The organism is Marinimicrobium sp. LS-A18, assembly GCF_000463525.1.
GTDB lineage: Bacteria > Pseudomonadota > Gammaproteobacteria > Pseudomonadales > Cellvibrionaceae > Marinimicrobium > Marinimicrobium koreense.
This window is the reverse complement of sequence record NZ_AWEP01000002.1, coordinates 966538-986463: the sequence shown is the minus strand read 5'-3', so window position 1 is coordinate 986463 and position 19926 is coordinate 966538. Positions and strand designations below refer to the sequence as shown.

Here is a 19926-nt window from a genome sequence, read left to right as displayed (position 1 = left end):
CGGGGAGGGCCGTTGATGAGCCAAACGATGTTGCGGATGACCGCGGTAGAACTTCTGGAGCAGTATCGGGACGGGTCCCTGTCACCGGTCGAGGTGGCTACCGCCATGCTCGATCAGATTGAACGGGTGGATTCCGAAACCAACGGGTTTTGCCTGGTGGATCGCGACACCACCCTGGCACTGGCGCGCGAGTCCGAGCAGCGCTATCAGCAGCATCAGCCCCAGGGTACGCTCGACGGTGTACCGGTGGCGGTGAAGGATGTGTTTTTTACTCCCATGTGGCCCACCCGCAAGGGCTCGCTGGCGGTGGACCCCAAACACACGCTGGACAGGACGACGCCCTCCACCGCGGCACTGGCCCGCCACGGTTATGTGCCCATCGGCAAAACCACCACCTCGGAGTTCGGCTGGAAAGCGGTGACCGACAACCCGGTCGATGGGGTGACCAATAATCCCTGGAACCCACAGAAAACCGCCGGCGGTGCCAGTGGCGGTAGTGCCGTGGCGGTGGCGCTGGGAATGGCGCCACTGGCGCTGGGTACGGACTCCGGTGGCTCCATCCGTATTCCCGCATCCTTCTGCGGCCTGGTGGGTTTCAAACCCTCTGCGGGTGAAGTACCGCACTGGCCCGCCAGTCCCTTTGGCTCGCTGACGCAAGCGGGCCCCATGACCTGGACGGTGCAGGATTGTGCCCTGATGATGAACGTGATCACCGAGCACGATCATCGCGACACCCGGGCCATTCCCCGCCGACATATTGATTATCTGGGGAATCTGGGGCGCAGCATCAAAGGGCTGCGCATCGCCTACAGTCCCAACCTCGGCTATGTCGACGTCGACCCGGAGGTTGAACGGACGGTGGCGCAATCGGTTGAATTGTTCCGGGAACTGGGCGCCGAGGTGGTTCGGGTAGACCCGGGTTTCAGCGATCCCTTGCCCGCCTTTGGTCATTTATTCTACGGCGGCGTGGCCAATGCCATGCGCGAGCTGGGTACCAAAAAACGCGAGCGGATGGACCCTCAGTTGGTCAAGGTCGCGGAAAAAGCCGGGCGCCTGTCCATGCTCGATTACATGGGGGCGGTGGATGAATCCATGCGCCTGCGTGAGCGCATGGCGAACTTCCACCAGAAGTACGATCTGCTGTTGACGCCCACCTTGCCCATTACCGCGTTCAAAACCGGACGGGAAGTCCCGGAGGACTGGCCCAATACCCGTTGGCCCACCTGGACGCCCTTTACCTATCCGTTCAACATGACCGGGCAGCCCGCCATTACCGTGCCCTGTGGTTTTGATTCGGGTGGTATGCCCATCGGCCTGCAACTGGTGGGGGCACGCTACAATGACGCTTTGGTGTTGCAAACCGCCGATGCGTATCAGCAGGCCAACGATCTGACCGATCGTCGTCCGGCACTGATGTCTTGAAGGGGGAAGCGGTATGCCACTGAGCAATATGGATTTCGAGTTCTACGAATCCGAGGATCCCATCTGGAACCCGGCCTTGATGACCATTCCGATTCCGGGCATCCGGAAAATGGTCAACCTGGCGTCCACCATGGACGATGTGATTCATCTGTCCATCGGCCAACCGGACCTGCCGACGCCTCAGAACGTGATCAACGCGGGGGTGGAAGCGCTGCAGCGTGGCCAGACCGGCTACACCATGGATGCCGGCCTGCCCGAGTTGCTGGAGTCGCTCGCGATCTACTACGGCGAGCGGTACCAGCGGACCCTGACCCCGGACAACATCATGATCACCACCGGCGCCACCGAGGCGCTTTACCTGGCGCTGACCGCCGTGTCCGCGCCGGGACGGCATTTCATCGTGCCCGATCCGGCGTTCATGTTGTACTCCCCATTGATCCGGATGAACGGCGGGGAGGTCACCGAGATTCCCACCCGCGCGGAAAACAATCACCAACTGGATCCCCAGGAAGTCATCGACGCGATCGAGCCCCATACCTACGGTATTGTGCTCAACTCACCGAGCAACCCCACCGGTACGGTCTATCCGCGGGAAACCCTGGAGGCGATTGTGGAGGAAGCCGCTTACCGCGGTATCCAGATCATCAGTGATGAGGTGTATGACCATCTCATTTACGACGGAAAAACCTATCCCTCGGTGTTGTCCTGTTGCAGCGATCTCGATCATGTCATGGTGGTGAGCAGTTTTTCCAAAACCTACAGCATGGCGGGTATGCGCATCGGTTGGCTGATTGGCAGTCAGGGGGCGATCAAAAAACTGCGTCGCTACCACATGTTCACCACCACCGTGGCCAATACCCCGTTCCAGTGGGCCGGGGTGGCGGCACTGCACGGCGGCAATGATTTCATCAATCACATGCTCAAGGAATACACCGCGCGCCGGGATCGTCTGGTGGAGCTGGTGGAGCAGACGCCGCACATGACCGGCTATGTGCCGGAAGGGGCGTTCTACCTGTTCCCGTCCTTGCCGGAGGGGGCCAATGGCACCAATATCGCGCTGCGCCTGCTCAAGGAAACCGGGGTGTGTACCATCCCCGGGGAAACCTTTGGCAGTAGCTGCAGCAATTCCCTGCGGCTGAGCTATTCCACCTCCATGGACAATATCGAGAAAGCGTTCGAACGCATCATTCCCTGGATGGAACAGCAGGACTTCGATTGATTGAGCGTCCGCTTATCGCACCAGGCGGGCGCGGAACTGTCGGCCTTTCAGTTTGCCTTTGTTGATCATCTCCAGGGCGAGCGTGGCTTCCGAGCGCTTGACCGCGACGTAGGCCCGCAGGTCCTGCAGGTGTATTTTGCCCACCTGTTGTCCGTCCAGGCCGCCGGGAGCGGTGAGCGCACCGAGAATATCGCCCCGACGCACTTTCTGTTTTTTCCCGCCGTCGATCTGCACGGTGGCCATCGGCGCCCGATAGGGCGGCTGGGTGAGAGTGCCCTTATCCGGTAGCGGCTCGATGGTGAGTGAGTCCCCCAGGCGGGCCAATTTGAAACGTTCTTTTTCATCAAACAGGGTAATGGCCTTCCCCTGGCGGCCGGCACGGCCGGTGCGCCCGACCCGATGCGTGTGCACCGCGCTGTCCCGGGCGATTTCATGGTTGATCACCAGGTCCACGGCGTCGATATCCAGCCCTCGGGCGGCGACGTCTGTGGCCACCAGGATCGAACAACTGTTGTTGTCAAACAGCACCATGGTCTGATCCCGCTCTCGCTGATCCAGATCACCGTGCAGGGCCTGGGTTTTGAGACCATTCTGATTAAGGTGCTGGGTCAGGGCTTTGACATCCTGTTTGGTATTGCAGAATACCAGGGCGGCGTTCGGTCGTTCCGCCAACAGCAGCAGACGCACCGCTTCGGGTCGGGACAGGCCGTCAATCGGCGAAAAAATCTCCTCAATGCTGCGCTCATCGTGGGGCTCTTCAACGGTAATGCGAACCGGTTGCTTCATGATCCGTTGTGCGATGGATTCAATTTCCGGAGGAAAGGTGGCGCTGAACAGCAGTGTCTGTCGGTCCGAGGGGATGTGTTCGACAATCCGGTCCAGTACCGGTTGAAACCCCATGTCCAGCATCCGGTCCGCTTCATCAAGCACCAGAGTATCCACGGTGCTCAGATTCAGCGTGCCTTTGCGCAGATGGTCCTCGATCCGCCCGGGTGTGCCGACAATGATGTGCGCACCGTGCTCCAGAGAGCCGATCTGCGGTCCGATCGGCACACCGCCGCAAAGCGTCAACACCTTGATGTTGGTCAGGGTTCGCGCCAGGGTGCGAATTTCCTCGGCCACCTGGTCGGCCAGCTCCCGGGTCGGGCACAGCACCAGTGACTGAATGCGAAAGCGTTGCGCCTGAAGCTTGTGCAGCAGGCCCAGCCCGAAGGCGGCGGTTTTGCCGGAACCGGTACGCGCCTGAACGATCACATCCCGGCCGGCGAGCACCTCGGGTAGGCTCTGGGCCTGAACCGGCGTCATCTGGTGGTACGCCAGGGAATCCAGGTTGCGAAGCAGAGCAGGATCGAGGGGCAGGGTAGCAAAGTCGGTAGGGGTCAAAAGTCACTCTCTTAAAATTGGATTGAATTGGATAGGTGTCCGGTGTTGTTCCGGCATTCAGATGGGGGCGGCGTCAATCGGTGATGGCTTGTTGGCGCTGCGACTCCAGCGCCACAATGGATGGCAGCAGATAGGGCCTGTCGTTGGCATAGAAAGAACGATCAATGTTGGTATTGTTCAGATAGAACACCCGTCTTGTGTCGAGGTTCAGCAGGCTGAGCGTATCACTGAAATAGTGATAAAACAGCGCGTCCCACTGACCGGTTTCGTGCGCTTTTTTCAGGCCGAAGTTCAACCGCTCGGCCAGTTCCGGCTGCTTTCGGGATACAAAAAAGTACATTGGCAAGTAAGTGTAGATGGCAATCTCATCCACCATCGCCAGGTCGGGCATGTCGGGCTGGTAGACCTCGAGTTCGGGTTTGATTTCGTACACCCCGCGCATGAGTAACTGGAAGCGATCTCCCAGCAGCATCGGAAACAGTGTCTCGTAAGGCCCGCCATACACGACCTCAAAGCCGTTATCCTCAAGGATTTTAGCGGTGGACCAGCCCGCGCCCTGTCCGATTTTCAGGGTTTTGAGCGTTGCCAGATCTTCAATGGCATTGACCCGCTCCAGATTCTGACGGTGGCTGAAAAACAGGCGGTAACTGGCCAGCCCCTTCATGATGGGAAACGGAATCTGTTGGGCATTGTTCAGCCATTCCGGCATGGGCATGGAGATGGCGACCGATAAACGCTCATTCTTCTGTATCTCAAGTAACTGACGGCGGATAACGGTTTGCGACGGCTGCTGCACGATTTTATAGGGGCCATAGCGCTGCTCGGATAGCTCCAGCGCGAGGGTCAACAAATCAATGGCATAGTCCAGGTGCAGCCCCGCCCGCTCCATATAGGGTATGTCGACCACCACTTCCGCTGCCTCCGTTGACCGGGCGGCGAAGGTGGCCTGGCAGAGTGCCAATAGAAGCAGTAGGGCAGTCAGTCGCATCGGGCGGATCAGAGCCTGTCGTTGAGTCTGTCCGCCCATGATAATCGAATGTGGCGGTGCCGTCTGCTCTGGAGGCGCCAACCACACCCTGGGCGCCTTCAGCCAGCGGGTTCAGGGGGTGCCGATGCCCGCGTATCGAACCCCCGACAGGAGAGCCATCTCCCGATGCCAGGTGGCCAAGTCTTCCTGATTGAGGTCCCGCAGCGCATTGTGACCGCAGGCCCTGGCCATGACGCTCATCAACTGCACCGATGCGTCGAAGAAGGTGCTCAGACGCTCGGCAGACTGATCGACATTGAGTCGCTTGCGCAGATCCTCGCGCTGTGTGGCGATACCGGCAGGGCAATTGTTGGTATTGCAGATTCGTGCTCCCACACAGCCGACCGCCTGAATGGCGCTGTTGGACAGTGCGATACCATTGGCGCCCAGTGCCAGGGCCTTCACAAAGTCCATGGGAACCCGGAGTCCACCGGTGATGATGAGGGTGACCCGGCCACTGGCTTTCTGCTCATCCAGGTAGCGCCGGGCCCGCGCCAGGGCGGGAATGGTGGGCACGCTGATGTGATCGCGGAACATCTCGGGGGCCGCACCCGTGCCGCCGCCCCGACCGTCCAGAATGATGTAGTCGGCACTGGCATCCAGCGCGAATTGAATGTCACGCTCGATATGGTTAGCGCTCAATTTGAAACCGACCGGGACGCCACCGGATATCTCCCGCACCCGGTCAGCGAAGCGCTTGAAATCCTTGACGCTGGACAGGTCCTTGAACGTGGGTGGAGAGGTGGCGGGTTCGCCAGCGGAGATCTGGCGAACCTGAGCGATCTTTTCGGTGTTTTTGTTGCCGGGCAGATGCCCGCCGGTGCCGGTCTTGGCACCCTGGCCCCCTTTGAAGTGGAACGCCTGGATATCGCTCAACAGTTCCTCCTTGTAGCCAAACTTCGCGCTGGCGAGCTCGTAAAAATAACGGCTGTTTTCGGCTTTTTCTTCCGGGAGCATGCCGCCCTCACCGGAGCAGATACCGGTGCCGGCCCGCTCGGCGCCTTTGGCCAAGGCCACTTTAGCTTCCTCCGATAAGGCGCCAAAGCTCATATCGGAGACCAGTAGGGGAATCTTCAGGCGGAGTGGTTTCTTCGCCTCGGGCCCGACCACCAGTTCCGTATCAACGGCGACATCCTCCATCAGGGGTTTGGTCGCCATCTGGGCGACCATGATCTGGAGGTCATCCCAGTGGGGCAGTTCGCTGCGCGGGACGCCCATGGCCGATACCGGCCCGTGGCTGCCCAGGTTTTTCAGTCCTTCCCGGGCCAGCAGGTGGATGAATTCGACCGTGGGCTCTTCTGGTGTCGCTTTGGCGGTCGGAGCACCGCTCTGCTCGTCCTGCTCCCCGGCCGGTCCTTCCTTCCCCACCTGCTCATCGCTGAACTGTTTATGAGTGCCGTCGCAGAAGGGGGCATCGTCGGTGTGCTTGCACTGACAGAGAAAGGCATCGCCGTCTTTTTCGGCCTTGAACATCTTGGGAGTAAAGCCGGTTCCGGAGTGGGAGCCATCGCAGAAGGGTTGATCCTTGGAGCGTCCGCAGCGGCAGAAGGCGTATTCTTCGCCTTTTTTTAACGTCACTTTGGCGGGCTTGTTGTTGGCGATCACGGGCTGGCTCATGGTGGCTCCTTGTTATGTGGGTGCAGGTATTACCGATGGGTCGCGCTCTGGGTACGCCTATCCTTGAATAATAGATGTGTTTTACGCAGAACCCAAACGCTTGACGCTTGCCGGGGCCGGACCTAATCTTCAGAAGGTAAGGCTGGTTCGCGATGACTTTATCCGGAGAACAGAACATGAAGCATTCATTGATCCCTATAGTGTTGGCGCTCTCAGTATCGGCCGCAGCCGTTGCTCAAAAACCGGAGAACGCCGGTGAGGACAGGCCGCGCGGTGACGAACGGGGAGGCTCCGAGATGCGTGATCGGGCCCAGGAACGGGCGGACGAAGCACGTCGTATGGGCGATGGCGAACGCCGGGACATGAAGGAGCGCCGGGAAAATATGGAAGACTCGATGGAGGATTCGGAGCGAGAGCGAATGGATGTCATGGAAAAACAGGGGGAGAAGAAACAGGACCAGGTGCAAAAAGAGGCGGGAAAGGGCTCTGAGCAGGGCCAGGAAGCCCGGGAGAAGCGCCGCAAGTGGTGGAAATTCTGGGGGGATTGATCGCTGAATCAGCAGGTTGGCTGCGCTGATGAGCCGCCCCTCGCTGCTATCCCTGGACCGGCTTCGTTTTCTCGTCCAGCGAATTCGAGAGCGCCTTTGGGTGAAGCCCCTGGCGCTTTGCGTGCTTTCTGTCGGCGGTGTATTCCTGGCCAAGCTCGCAGAGGGCGCGCCGTTCGCCGGCAGTCTCCCTGCGGTCAGCCTCGACTCGGTGGAGTCGCTGCTCTCGGTGATGGCATCCAGCATGCTGGTGATTGCGACCTTCGCCGTGGGCTCCATGGTCGCGGCCTACGCCTCCGCGAGCGCCGCCGCCACGCCTCGATCCATTCCCCTGGTGATTGCCGATGATGTCACCCAGAATGCGCTGTCGGCCTTTGTCGGCGCTTTCATCTTCAGCCTGGTGGCGCTGATTGCGGTCAAAAATGACTACTTTCAGGGGGCCGGCCTGTTCACCATCTTTGCCCTGACCGTATGGGTCTTTGGCATTGTCATCATTACCTTTGTCCGCTGGGTCGATCGCATTGCCCGGCTGGGGCGGGTGGTCAACACCATTGAACGGGTTGAAGAGGCAACGGCTGAGGCGCTGGCGCGGCGACGATGTGCTCCCACGCTCTGCGCGACCCCGCTGCGCGACGTTCGGGCGCAGGGCCAGCCCCTGATGTGCTCGCGAGTGGGCTACGTCCGGCACGTCGATCTGGCGGTCTTGCAGGACTGCGCCGAGACCCGGAATGCCCGTATCGAAGTGGTTGCCTTGCCCGGAACCTTCGCCAGCCCCGATCGGGTGCTGGCCTATGTTGAGGCGGAAGGTCCGATCGATGAGGAGCCGCTACAAGCCGCGTTTACCATCGGCCGCACCCGGACGTTCGAGGATGATCCCCGGTTTGGTCTGGTGGCACTGTCCGAAATTGCCGACAAGGCGCTGTCTCCCGGCGTCAATGATCCGGGGACCGCGATCGATGTGATCGGCACTCTGGTGCGCCTGTTCACCCTCTGGCGCCGGCCCCTGGAGCAGGGCGAGCTAGCCGCGACCCGCTACGACCGGGTATGGGTCCCCGAGCTGTCAGTGGATGATCTGTTTGATGATGCTTTTACCGCGATTGCCCGGGATGGTGCCGGGATTGCCGAAGTGGCGATTCGGCTTCAGAAGGCGCTGGGTGCCCTTGCGGCACTGGAGGACCAGACCATGGTCTGCGCCGCAACCCGACACTCCCGTCTGGCACTGGCGCGTTCAGATCGCGCCATGGACCTGGCAGAGGACCGGGCGGCGGTACGCGCCGTCGCGCTGTCCGAAACCGTCGATACCTGACGACCCTTCGGTTGACAATGGCGATGCGTCGTGCTTTGAATTGGTGCGTGAATTCGTTATTGTGCCTATGGTTCCGCAGTTCTTGATGATTAATAACTATTATGCGGATAGGGCGAGAAAAATGCGACTTCAGGTTATAAAAACGGTGTGGAAAGGGGTGCTTCTGGCAGTGGTACTGAGCGGTGCTTCCTGGGCCGATAGCAATACCGCTGAGGGTGAGGCGCTGGTGATTCGATATCCGGTGCTGGGCGAAGAGTATGGGCAGACCCGGCCCAATTACTTTCTGGAGCTGATGACCCTGGCGCTGGATAAGGCGGGGGAGGAGTATGTTCTGGATCCCGTCACGCTATCCAACTTCCGTGAAAGCCGCAGTGTTATGTCTGTGGCGAAAGGCATGTACGACATCCACTGGATGAATACCAACAAGACCCGAGAGACTGTGTTGCGCCCCATTCGGGTGCCGCTGTTCAAAGGGTTGATTGGCTGGCGATTGCTGATGGTTCGTTCGGGCGACGAGGACCAGTTTGCCAACATGACTGACCTGGCGCCGCTGCGAGATCTGAAAACCGTCCAGGGGCATGACTGGCCAGATAGCGCCATTCTGGAACATAACGGCCTGCCGGTGATCCGCACGCCCCATTGGGAGGGGATGTTCAAGATGCTGTACGCCGGTCGGGTCGACTACTTTCCCCGCTCGGTGGTGGAAGTCTGGAAAGAGCAGCGGGTGTTCTCCGAGCTGGAGCTGGCGGTGGATGAGCATGTGGTTCTGGTCTATCCATCGGCGTATTACTTTTTTGTACGCCGGAACAACGAGCGCCTGGCCGAGGCGATCGAGCGCGGTCTGCTGGCCGCCATTGACGATGGTTCATTTGATCGGGTGCTTATGGCACACTTCGGAGAGAGCCTGAAGCGGGCCCGTCTCAATGAGCGTACCCTCATTCGCATGGATAACCCGCTGATGACGCCCGACACCCCACTGGACCGCCCGGAGCTGTGGTATCGCCCTTGAACGCCGTAATCGTCAATCTCTATATTTCCCCGGATGAATATCAGCGCTGGTACCAGGGGAGCGCTCAGAGCGTGCTTGCCCAGACCGTCGATGGCCGCAGTGTACGATTCCCGGCGCCGATTCTGCGTCAGTTTGTCACCCGCGAGGGAATCCGGGGACGATTCCGGATCCATTTCGATGTCGACAATCGCTTCAAGAAGATCGAAAAAATCGACTAGAAACCCGAAATCCAGTATCCTTTGGCTCTGTTTTGACGCTGTTTCACCTCGCTGCAAAGAGCCCTTGCATGTATTCGCTGATTCGCAACGCCCTGTTCAAACTGGACCCTGAAACCGCTCACCACATCAGCCTGGACTGGCTGGGGGCGGCGGAGCGTCTGAAGCTGCTGCCGTTGTTCAAACCCAAGGCGGCGTACAATCCGGTCGAAGTCATGGGGTTACGCTTTGCCAACCCTCTGGGCCTGGCCGCCGGACTCGACAAAAACGGTGATTATTTCAATGCGCTGGGCGCGCTCGGTTTCGGATTTGTCGAAATCGGGACGGTCACCCCCAAGCCCCAGCCGGGAAACCCCAAACCGAGGCTGTTTCGCCTGCCGGAGCAGGAGGCGATTATCAACCGGATGGGGTTCAACAATCTGGGTGTGGATCATCTGGTAGAGCAGGTCAAGCGTCGTCGTTACTCCGGTATCCTGGGGATCAATATCGGCAAAAACGCTACGACGCCTCTGGAACATGCCGTTGATGACTATCTCTTCTGTCTCAATCGCGTCTACGAACACGCCGAGTACATCACCTTCAATATTTCCTCTCCGAATACCCCGGGGCTGCGTGATCTTCAGTTTGGCGACAGCCTGGCCCGTATGCTGGAGCGTCTGAAAGTGGAGCAACAGAAGCACTATCAGGCCATCGGACGCTATGTCCCCCTGGTCGTGAAAATCGCGCCGGACATGGATGATGTCGCCATCGAGCAGGTCGCCAAGGTCTTGCTGGAGCAGGGCATGGACGGGGTGATCGCCACCAATACCACCATTGGCCGGGAAGGGGTTGAGGGGTTGGCGCACAGTGAAGAGACCGGTGGCCTCAGTGGTCTGCCGGTGCGCGATAAAAGCACGCATGTCATTGCGTCCTTGCACAGTCACCTGAAGGAACGGTTGCCGATTATTGGTGTGGGCGGCATCAGCGATGGCGCCAGTGCCGTCGAAAAAATGGCCGCGGGTGCCCGGTTGGTTCAGGTGTATACCGGATTCATCTATCAGGGGCCTCGACTCATTGCCGATGTCACCCGGGCCCTGGCAGAGAAACGCGATTAACCGATAACGATTCTAAAGCGAGTGGAGTATGGAATTTAAAACCGTAACCCTGCCCAACAACAAAAGCATTGCGTTGGTGGCACACGACAACAAAAAGCAGGACCTGGTGGCCTGGTGCAGCAAGCACCGGGAGACCCTGAAGAGCCACACGCTTTACGCCACGGGAACCACCGGAACGGTGATCGCCAATGCGACACAACTGCCGATCAACAAACTGATCAGCGGCCCACTGGGCGGTGATCAGCAAGTGGGTTCGCTGATCACTGAAGGCAAAGTGGATTTCCTGATTTTTTTCTGGGATCCCTTCGAGCCGATGCCCCATGACCCGGATGTAAAAGCGCTGTTGCGTATCGCTGCGGTGTGGAACATTCCCGTGGCCTGCAACCAGATATCGGCCGATTTCATGGTGGCCTCGCCGCTGTTCAACAACGAAGTGGATCGCTCCATTCCGGACTACGAAGCGTATATGGCAAAACGGGCACAGTAAGTGCCCGTGGATTACCGTCTGATGAACGACCGATAGTCGCTCAGGTGGCCACTTTCCCCAGAATTTTATCCAGTCTCCGGGTGCTCAGCACCCGCTTCAGATAGCCCATCAGGTAGGTCGGAAAGGTGACGTAGTAGCGCGGCTTGGGTCGGTTACTTTCCAGTGCGTGTTTCAGGCGTTTGTAGACCGCATCCGGCCCCAGAGTGAATCGCTGAGTGGGCCCCTTTTTGCTCAGACGCTCAATGGCATTTTCGTACTTTCCCCGATGCCGGCTGTTCTGCATGTCGATATTGCTTTTCAGCGCCGCCAGTGCGTTTTTACGGAAATCACTCAATATCGGGCCGGGCTCAATCAGGCTGACATGGACACCGGTTCCTTCGAGTTCCAGGCGCAAGGTATCGGTCAATCCCTCCAGGGCAAACTTGCTGGCGTTGTAGGCTCCCCTAAAAGGCATGGCGGCGAAGCCCAATACGGAACTGTTCTGAATGATGCGCCCTTCACCGGCGGCAATCATGGCGGGGAGCAGGGCATTGGTCAGCTCCGCCCAGCCAAAAAAGTTGGTTTCAAACTGCCGGCGCAGGGTGTCCCGGTTGAGATCCTCGACTGCACCGGGCTGACCATAGGCGCCATTGTTGAATAGGGCGTACAGCCTCCCGTCACACAATTGCAGGGTTTCCTCGACGGCCCGGTGGATGCTGCCGGAGTCCGCAACATCCAGCTGGATGCAGGTCAGGCCCTCGGCCTGCAGGCGGGAGACATCGGGCAGTTTTCGACAGCTGGCAATGACGCGGTAGCCGTCATGTTGCAGTGCTTTGGCGCAGTGGTAACCAATGCCGGTGGAGGCGCCGGTTACCAGAACGGTTTTGGTGTCGGACATGCGGAATGATCTCGCCGTTTGTTGAACCATTAGAAGGGCATGCAGTGTACTGGATTTTTCCGGCCCCGGTCACCTCGATGGGATTGCCTTGCTGTCGCACTCGTCGAACAGGGTTTGCCAGTGAGCCACGTGGTCACGCAGGCTGTTCTGGAAGGCGAGGTGTTGCGTGGTCACTTGATCAAAAAATGGCTCAATGGCAGGCCTCAGTTCGGCGGACTGTTGGTCCAGCAGCGCTTCATAGTGCGTCATGACGTTGTTGGCTCGACGATTGACTGCCGCCAGCCAGGGCTGAACCTCACCCACAAATACCTTCACCATGACGTTGCGGGCGTATTCGAGCTCTAGCTTCGGCAGGCCCGCCGGGCAGAGCGTTTTCTGCTGATGGGCTCGTTCCAGCATCCGGTTGGCCGCTTGGGTATAGCGCTCGCCAAGCACCAGACTCTGCAGCAGTTTGCCGCCCAGAGCGTATTGCTCCAGCGCCTTGTATTGCGATTCGAGCTCCGGACGTTCCGGCCACTGTTGCTGTTCCAGGCGCTCTGGCAATCGCGATAGAAAGGCGAGGGCGGTCAGCGCTTCCTGGAAAGTGGCTTCCCGGCCGGGTTCCAGTGGCGTGGTGGATGGGCTCCAGAAAGCCCGCAGCTCCGGTGCCGCCGCACTGGCATTCCAGTAGCGAGCCGGCCACTGCTGTTGCTTGCGCCGCTCGAGGTCTTCGGCCAGCGCCACCAGTTCTGCGTCGTCCAGTGTCCGGATGCAATGGCGCAGTCGCTGGAGAATACGACCGTCCATGTGCAGGTGCTGGGAGGGGACCATCACCCGCCCGAGAATACTGTTGCGTTCGCCCAGTACCTCGGCCAGGCCGCACTGACGAAACCCCCAGAAATCCAATAGATTGATGGACAGGGGCTCCAGCTCGACCTGCAGTTCCCGCGGTGGCGGCATACGGGGTGCGGGCTCAGCGGCTATGGCGGGAATATCTACGGATAACACCCTGGATAACCGAGTCAGGTAGTCGTCCAGCATCGCCTCGGCCGGCGGCGTTGGCTGGCAGGCGGATAGCAGGGCAGTCGTTAGCAGGCAGGTAATAACACGCATACCGCTATTGTACGCTCCCGAAACCGATACGGACGAGCCACGGGTGCGGTGGGCTCAGGACATTGGCGGCGAAATACCGTCAGGGTCCCTGACCGCTCTCAGCGCAGCGCTTTCCGAAACAGACTTACCGCCATCTGGTAGCACTGCAATGCCAACTCCGGATCGTAGCGATCGCCCTCATCGCGCATGAACGCGTGCTGGCCGTTGACTTCCAGCCAGCTGAAGGTACAGCCCGCGTCCCTGAGAGCGCGATTGATCTCCGCCCTAGGTTGATCCGGAACGTGTGGGTCCTGACGGCCCCAGATCATCAGCAGCTCCCCCTGGATCTCGCCGGCCCGGGCGAGGGTCTGGTCTTCGTCGGGTGCCGGTAGGGTATTTGAATGCAGGTCGGTGGCGTACAGACAGCAGGCCGCCTTGATCGCCGGATTCAACGCGGCGCGAAAGGCCAGGTGCCCACCCAGGCAGACTCCCATGCTGCCCACCGCGCCTGAGTAGTATTGCTGCTTCTCCAGAAACGCGACCATAGCCCCGGTGTCGCTATCGTGATCCTTCAGCGGCTTGGCGAACTTGTCGTTGTTGCCTTTTTCCTTGCCGGCGTCGTCGTAGCCCAGCACGGTGCCAATCGGATTCAGCTCGTGGGCCACCTCGGGTACCAGGACGACGAAGCCGTGCCCGGCCATGATCGCCGCTGAACGGGCGATGGGGGCGGTCTGCTGAAAAATCTCCGAGTAGAAAATGATGGCCGGATAGCGACCTTCGGCCGCGGGGCGGTACACGTAGGTGCGCATGGTGCCGGTGGGAGTGTCGAGATCGACATGGTCGTTTTGTATCAGCATGGTCGGGTCCGTCAATAGCGGGTGGTCGGGAAATACCACAGTATAACCAAAGAGCCTAAGCCGGGGGCTTGACCTGCCGGCGAGCGACTGAGATTATTTGGGGGTCATTTGATATGACATATTATAAATAATTACGTGAGAGTAAAAACAATGAATCAACCAAAATGGCTGTACGTGCTGCTGTTGAGCAGTGCGCTGGCCGCCTGTGGCGGCTCTTCATCCCCCGAAAACGGTTCCTCCTCCAGCAGTTCGTCCTCAAGCAATCCGGCCTCCTCCAGCAGCGCGAGCGCCTCGTCAGAGCCGGCGTCGACGGTATTTGTCTGCCCGGAGAGCGGGTTGTACTTCTGTGACGACTTCTCCGATGGCACGGCCGATCAGTGGGTTCTGCAGTCGTCCCCGGATAACCCGGAGGGTGAACCCAACGGTACCTTCGATGTGGTGGAGGATGGCGACAACCACGTGTTGCGCTTCACCGCCGCCAGTCAGGGCGGCGAGTTGGCCTTTATCGACGTGAACGCTCTTGAAATCCCGTCGGAAGACTACTACGTGGAAGCGCGGATACGCCCCCGCGAAAACAGCACCACCGGAAACAAGTTCCTGTACCTGATGGCACGCTATCACAGTGAAGGTAACTGGTATGCCGCTGGTCTGAATGTGCAGAACAACACCGACAGTACCAAGGTGGAGATCGCCAAGTCGGTGGACGGCACGATCGATCGTCCGGTCCAGGTGGGCCGGGAAATCGTCCAGGGCCCCAGAGATACGCTGGAGGGCGGGCAGTGGTACACCGTCCGTTTTGAGTTGATCGGCGATACCCTGACGGTTTACTTCAATGGTGAAAATGTCGGCTCCCATACCGATACCGACTACACCGGTATTGGCGATATAGGGCTGTTTACCGCCAACAAGTCGTTTGAGATTGATGATGTGGTCATCGGTGATCCGGCCAACAAGCCGGTGCAGTTGACCATTGATCCGGCCAGTAATGAATGGATCGCCGAGGCCCAGACCGATGATTATGTGATCGACGTAACGGCGGTGCAGAGCAATGGGGATCCGGATACGTTCAGCGTCGAGTCCTCGAATACGGCGGTGGTCGGTGTCGACGTGCAGGGCAATCAGGTGAACTTGAGCCCCTTGGCCGAGGGCGAGGCGACCATCACCTTTACCAGCGGCTCTGATGCGACTCTGATCCGAACCATTGAAGCCACAATCACTCCGGCGTTCGTCCAGCCAACCGCGGTTTACGATCTGGCTGAACGAGTTGTTCCCGCCGTTGGTGCAACCGATATTCTGCGCGATACCCGGATCAAACTGACCTTTGACGATGTTCCCACGCTCGGTGCGGCGGGCTCGGCCCGTATTTACCGCGCCAGTGATGACGCTGTGGTCGACAATATCAGTGTCTTGGGCGAGCAGGACAGTCTGCCATCGGCCGATCGTGCGCGCACCCTCAACACGGAGCAGATCTGGGTCGAGGGCAACAGTGTGGTGATCGCACCCCATTACGGTGTTTTGGAGCCCGGCGAGACCTATTATGTCGCCATTGCCGATGGGGTGATTGACGGCACCCTCAACGGAGCTGAATTTGAAGGTCTCGGAAAAGACGCTGCCTGGACGTTCAGCACCACCGCAGACGCGTCTTCCGGTAATGAGCTGACGGTGGCCGAAAGCGGCGAGGCGGATTTCCGCACGGTGCAGGGCGCACTGTCTTATGCCATGTTGGAGTTGGGCAAAGACGATGCGGTGACCATCAATGTCATGAACGGCACTTACCGTGAACCGCTGTACCTGCGCAACAAGAACAACCTCACCCTGCGCGGCGAGAGCCGGGAGAATACCCGCATCGAGTACCGCAACAACGAGCAGCTCAATGGCGGCACCAGTGGTCGCCCCCTGTTCCTGGTCGAGTCTGCGGACATGTTGGTTCTTGAACACCTCACGATTGAGAACACCACCCTGATCGGCGATGGTGGTCAGGCCGAAACCATTTACTTCAATAGCTCGCATCGCCTGGTGGCCAGAGACGCTGCCTTTCTTAGCGAGCAGGACACCCTGTTGCTCAAGGGCTACAGCTGGTTCTATGAGTCCCTGGTTGCCGGCAACGTGGATTACATCTGGGGTTATGTGGAGGCGGCACTGTTTGAAAACAGTGAGATTCGCACGGTGGGTCGGTCCGATGGCGGCAGCGGCGGATACATTCTTCAGGCGCGCACACCGGACAGCGTCAAAGGCTTTGTGTTCCTGAACAGCGAACTGACTCGTGGTGAAGGACCGACCGGTGCCAATGTGGCTGACAATACGTTTGCCCTCGCGCGCAGCGGCGGCAGTCAGGACTATTTCGACAATGTGGTATTCATCAATACCCGTATGGATGACCACATCCGTTCAAGTGCCTGGCACACCGACCCGACTCCCAACCCGGCAACCGCCATCGCCACTAACGGCTGGCGCGAATACAACAGTATGGATATCAATGGCGACCCGCTCGATACCAGCGGTTGGGTGAGCTATTCACTGAGCCAGCAGGAGTACGAAACCGAGTTCTCTTCAAGGGAGCAAATTTTCTCTACCTATAACGGTGGCGAAGGCTGGAACCCTCAGCCGTAAACAGGGTCGGGTGACAACGACGGCGTTATGCCACTCATTGGCAAGTTTGTGCGACGCCGCAAAAATGAAAAAGCCCGCTGACAGACGCCAGCGGGCTTTTTTGTGGGCGATGAGGGTAGGGCGGTTTACACCGCCACTTCCTCAATCTGCACCGACGCGATGCGCTTACCTTCGTCCGCAGACTTCTGGTATTCCTCAATTTCGTTGAAGTTGAGGTAGCGGTAGATATCGCTGGCCATGCTGTTCAGGCCTTTGGTGTACTCCAGGTACTCCGCCGGAGTGGGCAGCTTGCCGGTGATGGCGGCTACCGCGGCCAACTCGGCCGAGGCCAGGTAGACGTTGGCACCCTGACCCAGACGGTTCGGGAAGTTACGGGTGGAGGTGGACACCACGGTGGAGTTCGGGGCGACCCGCGCCTGGTTACCCATGCACAGGGAGCAGCCGGGCATTTCGGTGCGGGCGCCTTTGCTGCCAAAGATGTTGAAGTAGCCTTCTTCCATCAGCTGGTGCTCGTCCATCTTGGTGGGCGGTGCAATCCAGAGGCGGGTGGCCAGTTCGTCTTTGGTGGCTTCCAGCAGTTTGCCGGCGGCACGGAAGTGACCGATGTTGGTCATGCACGAGCCGATAAACACTTCGTCGATTTTGGTTTCCTGCACGTCGGACAGTTTCTTCACATCGTCCGGATCGTTCGGGCAGGCCAGCAGCGGCTCGGTGATTTCCGCCAGATCGATTTCGATCACTTCGGTGTATTCCGCGTCCGCGTCGGCTTCCATCAGCTCCGGGTTGTCCAGCCACTCTTCCATCTTGCGCGCACGACGCTCCAGGGTACGCACGTCGCCGTAGCCCTGTTCGATCATCCAGCGCAGCATGGTGATGTTGGACTTCAGGTACTCGATGATCGGCTCTTTGCCCAGCTTGATGGTACAACCGGCGGCGGAACGCTCGGCCGAGGCATCGGAGATTTCGAAGGCCTGTTCGACTTTCAGGTCCGGCAGACCTTCCACTTCCAGAATGCGGCCGGAGAAGATGTTTTTCTTGCCTTTCTTCTCGACGGTCAACAGACCTTTCTGGATCGCGTAGTAGGGGATTGCATTGACCAGGTCACGCAGGGTGATGCCAGGCTGCATGTCGCCCTTGAAGCGCACCAGAACCGATTCCGGCATATCCAGCGGCATTACGCCGGTAGCCGCGGCAAAGGCCACCAGGCCGGAACCGGCCGGGAAGGAGATGCCCAGCGGGAAACGGGTGTGGGAGTCACCGCCGGTGCCCACGGTATCGGGCAGCAGCATGCGGTTCAGCCAGCTGTGAATGATGCCGTCCGCCGGGCGCAGGGACACACCGCCACGGGTCATGATGAAGTCGGGCAGGGTGTGCTGGGTGTCAATGTCCACCGGCTTGGGGTAGGCGGCGGTGTGGCAGAAGGACTGCATGGTCAGGTCGGCGGAGAAACCGAGGCAGGCCAGGTCTTTCAGCTCATCGCGGGTCATGGGGCCGGTGGTGTCCTGGGAGCCGACGGTGGTCATGTAGGGCTCGCAGTAGGTACCGGGACGCACACCTTCCATGCCACAGGCCTTGCCGACCATCTTCTGGGCGAGGGTGTAACCCTTGCCGGTGTCCTTGGGCTGTTCGGGCTTGCGGAACAGCTCGGAAGGGGCCAGGCCCAGGGATTCGCGGGCCTTACCGGTCAGACCGCGACCGATGATCAGCGGAATCCGGCCGCCGGCCTGGACTTCGTCCAGCAGGACTTCGGACTTCAGACCAAATTCGCAAATCAGCTCGCCGGTCTCGCCATTGAGAATCTTGCCTTCATAGGGACGGACTTCGATCACGTCGCCCATGTTCAGATCGTCCACCGGCGCTTCGAATACCAGCGCGCCGGCGTCTTCCATGGTGTTGTAGAAAATTGGCGCCACTTTGCTGCCAATGCACACACCGCCAGTGCGCTTGTTGGGCACGCCGGGGATGTCTTCACCGATGTACCAGAGCACGGAGTTGGTGGCGGATTTACGCGAGGAGCCGGTACCGACCACATCGCCCACCATGGCCAGCGGGTAGCCTTTCTTCTTCAGCTCGTCGATCTGCTTGATCGGGCCGATGGTGCCGGGTTCGTCCGGGGTCAGGCCTTCGCGCTCGTTTTTGTACATCGCCAGGGCGTGCAGCGGGATATCCGGGCGGGACCAGGCGTCCTGGGCCGGGGACAGGTCGTCAGTGTTGGTTTCACCGGTGACCTTGAATACGGTCAGCTTGATGCTCTCGGGCACTTTCTGGCGCTTGGTGAACCACTCGGCATCGGCCCAGGATTGCAGAACGCCTTTGGCAAATTCGTTGCCGGCTTTGGCTTTTTCTTCCACGTCGTGGAAAGCGTCGAACATCAGCAGGGTGTGCTTGAGCTCGTCGGCGGCCAGGGGAGCCAGGGCGGTGTTGTCCAGTAGCTCGACCAGAGTTTCGATGTTGTAACCGCCGTGCATGTTGCCCAGCAGTTTGACGGCGTGTTCTTTGGAGATCAGGGGGCTTTCGGCTTCGCCTTTCACGAGGGCGCTCAGGAAAGCGGCTTTGACGTAAGCAGCTTCATCCACACCGGCGGGGACGCGGTGGCTGATCAGCTCGACCAGGGTCTCTTCTTCGCCAGCGGGTGGGTTTTTGAGCAGTTCGACCAGTTCGGCAACTTGTTCTGCGTTCAGCGGTTTGGGGGGTACGCCTTCCGCGGCGCGTTCCGCGACGTGAGTACGATAGGCTTCAAGCACGATTGAGTTCCTCTGATTTTGTGGGGTTACTCTCTCAACAGGATCTCTGCCTTGAGAGACTATCCATGACCGTCATGGATGCGAGTGGACCCAGGGTCCGGCGCCGCGCCCCGGGAGGCGGTTGATGGCACGGCTCAACGGCGGCGGATTATACAGTAACCCCCCTTAACTGTGTAGGGCGCCCGGTTGGGCTGTATGGAGCTTCGATGCTTATGGTGCTCCGGTTGTGGCGCTCCGCCGGGGCATACCCTTGTGAGGCGCGCCGACTACGGCAGATAGACTGGTGGTAAGCGTCAAGCCCGGGCCGGGAAGGGAAAGCCCTTTCAAGACACGCCGTAAACCCATCCCTGGGGGCTCGACGCGCGGAGTCCCTCCGCTTACGGTCTTGAAAGGGCTTTCCCTTCCCGGCCCTCAGTGCCAAATTGAACTTAAGGTGCTATTTC

16 protein-coding genes are annotated in these 19926 nt (G+C 59.5%); 9 read left to right on the top strand and 7 right to left on the bottom strand.

Translation table 11 applies throughout. The features are described from left to right. The first annotated feature begins 15 nt into the window (after nt 1-15). Both N645_RS0104350 and N645_RS0104345 read left to right on the top strand, forming a co-directional pair. The gene (locus N645_RS0104350; RefSeq protein ID WP_024460290.1) at nt 16-1422 is read left to right on the top strand and encodes an amidase; all 1407 of its coding nucleotides are present in this window, start codon (nt 16-18) and stop codon (nt 1420-1422) included. Between the two features lie 13 nt (nt 1423-1435). Further along, on the top strand, nt 1436-2641 hold the full coding sequence (locus tag N645_RS0104345; RefSeq protein WP_036159864.1) for a pyridoxal phosphate-dependent aminotransferase: 1206 nt from the start codon (nt 1436-1438) through the stop codon (nt 2639-2641). Between the two features lie 12 nt (nt 2642-2653). Here N645_RS0104345 and dbpA read toward each other — a convergent pair whose 3' ends face one another. The 3 genes from dbpA to N645_RS0104330 all read right to left on the bottom strand — a co-directional run bounded on the left by dbpA (nt 2654) and on the right by N645_RS0104330 (nt 6668). After that, nucleotides 2654-4024, bottom strand: coding sequence for an ATP-dependent RNA helicase DbpA (gene dbpA, locus N645_RS0104340; protein WP_024460288.1), 1371 nt, complete (start codon nt 4022-4024; stop codon nt 2654-2656). A 73-nt stretch (nt 4025-4097) separates the two neighbouring features. Beyond that, nucleotides 4098-5012, bottom strand: a complete 915-nt coding sequence (locus N645_RS0104335; protein WP_024460287.1) for a hypothetical protein — start codon at nt 5010-5012, stop codon at nt 4098-4100. A gap of 111 nt (nt 5013-5123) precedes the next feature. Then, nucleotides 5124-6668: a glutamate synthase-related protein gene (locus tag N645_RS0104330; protein WP_024460286.1), complete on the bottom strand. Its 1545-nt coding sequence runs from the start codon at nt 6666-6668 to the stop codon at nt 5124-5126. 296 nt (nt 6669-6964) lie between these two features. Between N645_RS0104330 and N645_RS0104325 the strand changes: the two genes are divergently transcribed. The 6 genes from N645_RS0104325 (at nt 6965) to N645_RS0104300 (ending at nt 11324) form a co-directional block, all read left to right on the top strand. After that, complete coding sequence (locus N645_RS0104325; protein ID WP_152521616.1) at nt 6965-7216, top strand: hypothetical protein; 252 nt, start codon at nt 6965-6967, stop codon at nt 7214-7216. Nucleotides 7217-7244: 28 nt separating this feature from the next. Beyond that, on the top strand, nt 7245-8519 hold the full coding sequence (locus N645_RS0104320; RefSeq protein WP_024460284.1) for a DUF2254 domain-containing protein: 1275 nt from the start codon (nt 7245-7247) through the stop codon (nt 8517-8519). A gap of 121 nt (nt 8520-8640) precedes the next feature. Beyond that, entirely contained in the window at nt 8641-9528 is an 888-nt protein-coding gene (locus tag N645_RS0104315) for an ABC transporter substrate-binding protein (RefSeq protein WP_024460283.1), read from the top strand. Next, nucleotides 9525-9746, top strand: a complete 222-nt coding sequence (locus N645_RS0104310; RefSeq protein ID WP_024460282.1) for a DUF2835 domain-containing protein — start codon at nt 9525-9527, stop codon at nt 9744-9746. The genes N645_RS0104315 and N645_RS0104310 overlap by 4 nt, the downstream gene beginning before the upstream one ends. A gap of 68 nt (nt 9747-9814) precedes the next feature. Beyond that, nucleotides 9815-10837 (top strand): quinone-dependent dihydroorotate dehydrogenase, encoded by a 1023-nt coding sequence (locus N645_RS0104305; protein WP_024460281.1) that lies wholly within the window; start codon nt 9815-9817, stop codon nt 10835-10837. A gap of 28 nt (nt 10838-10865) precedes the next feature. Next, the gene (locus tag N645_RS0104300; protein ID WP_024460280.1) at nt 10866-11324 is read left to right on the top strand and encodes a methylglyoxal synthase; all 459 of its coding nucleotides are present in this window, start codon (nt 10866-10868) and stop codon (nt 11322-11324) included. A gap of 40 nt (nt 11325-11364) precedes the next feature. On the opposite strand, the gene N645_RS0104295 is transcribed toward N645_RS0104300, so the two are convergent. The 3 genes from N645_RS0104295 to N645_RS0104285 form a co-directional block, all read right to left on the bottom strand. Then, entirely contained in the window at nt 11365-12201 is an 837-nt protein-coding gene (locus N645_RS0104295; RefSeq protein ID WP_024460279.1) for an SDR family oxidoreductase, read from the bottom strand. Between the two features lie 69 nt (nt 12202-12270). Continuing rightward, a complete protein-coding gene (locus N645_RS0104290; protein ID WP_081665854.1) occupies nt 12271-13293 on the bottom strand; it encodes a DUF3080 family protein in 1023 nt (340 codons plus the stop codon). Between the two features lie 98 nt (nt 13294-13391). Continuing rightward, nucleotides 13392-14129, bottom strand: coding sequence for a dienelactone hydrolase family protein (locus N645_RS0104285; RefSeq protein WP_024460277.1), 738 nt, complete (start codon nt 14127-14129; stop codon nt 13392-13394). Between the two features lie 150 nt (nt 14130-14279). Here N645_RS0104285 and N645_RS0104280 point away from each other — a divergent pair, with 150 nt between their 5' ends. Further along, complete coding sequence (locus N645_RS0104280) at nt 14280-16739, top strand: pectinesterase family protein (RefSeq protein WP_024460276.1); 2460 nt, start codon at nt 14280-14282, stop codon at nt 16737-16739. A 125-nt stretch (nt 16740-16864) separates the two neighbouring features. On the opposite strand, the gene acnB is transcribed toward N645_RS0104280, so the two are convergent. After that, on the bottom strand, nt 16865-19483 hold the full coding sequence (gene acnB, locus N645_RS0104275) for a bifunctional aconitate hydratase 2/2-methylisocitrate dehydratase (protein WP_024460275.1): 2619 nt from the start codon (nt 19481-19483) through the stop codon (nt 16865-16867). Nucleotides 19484-19926: the final 443 nt, after the last annotated feature.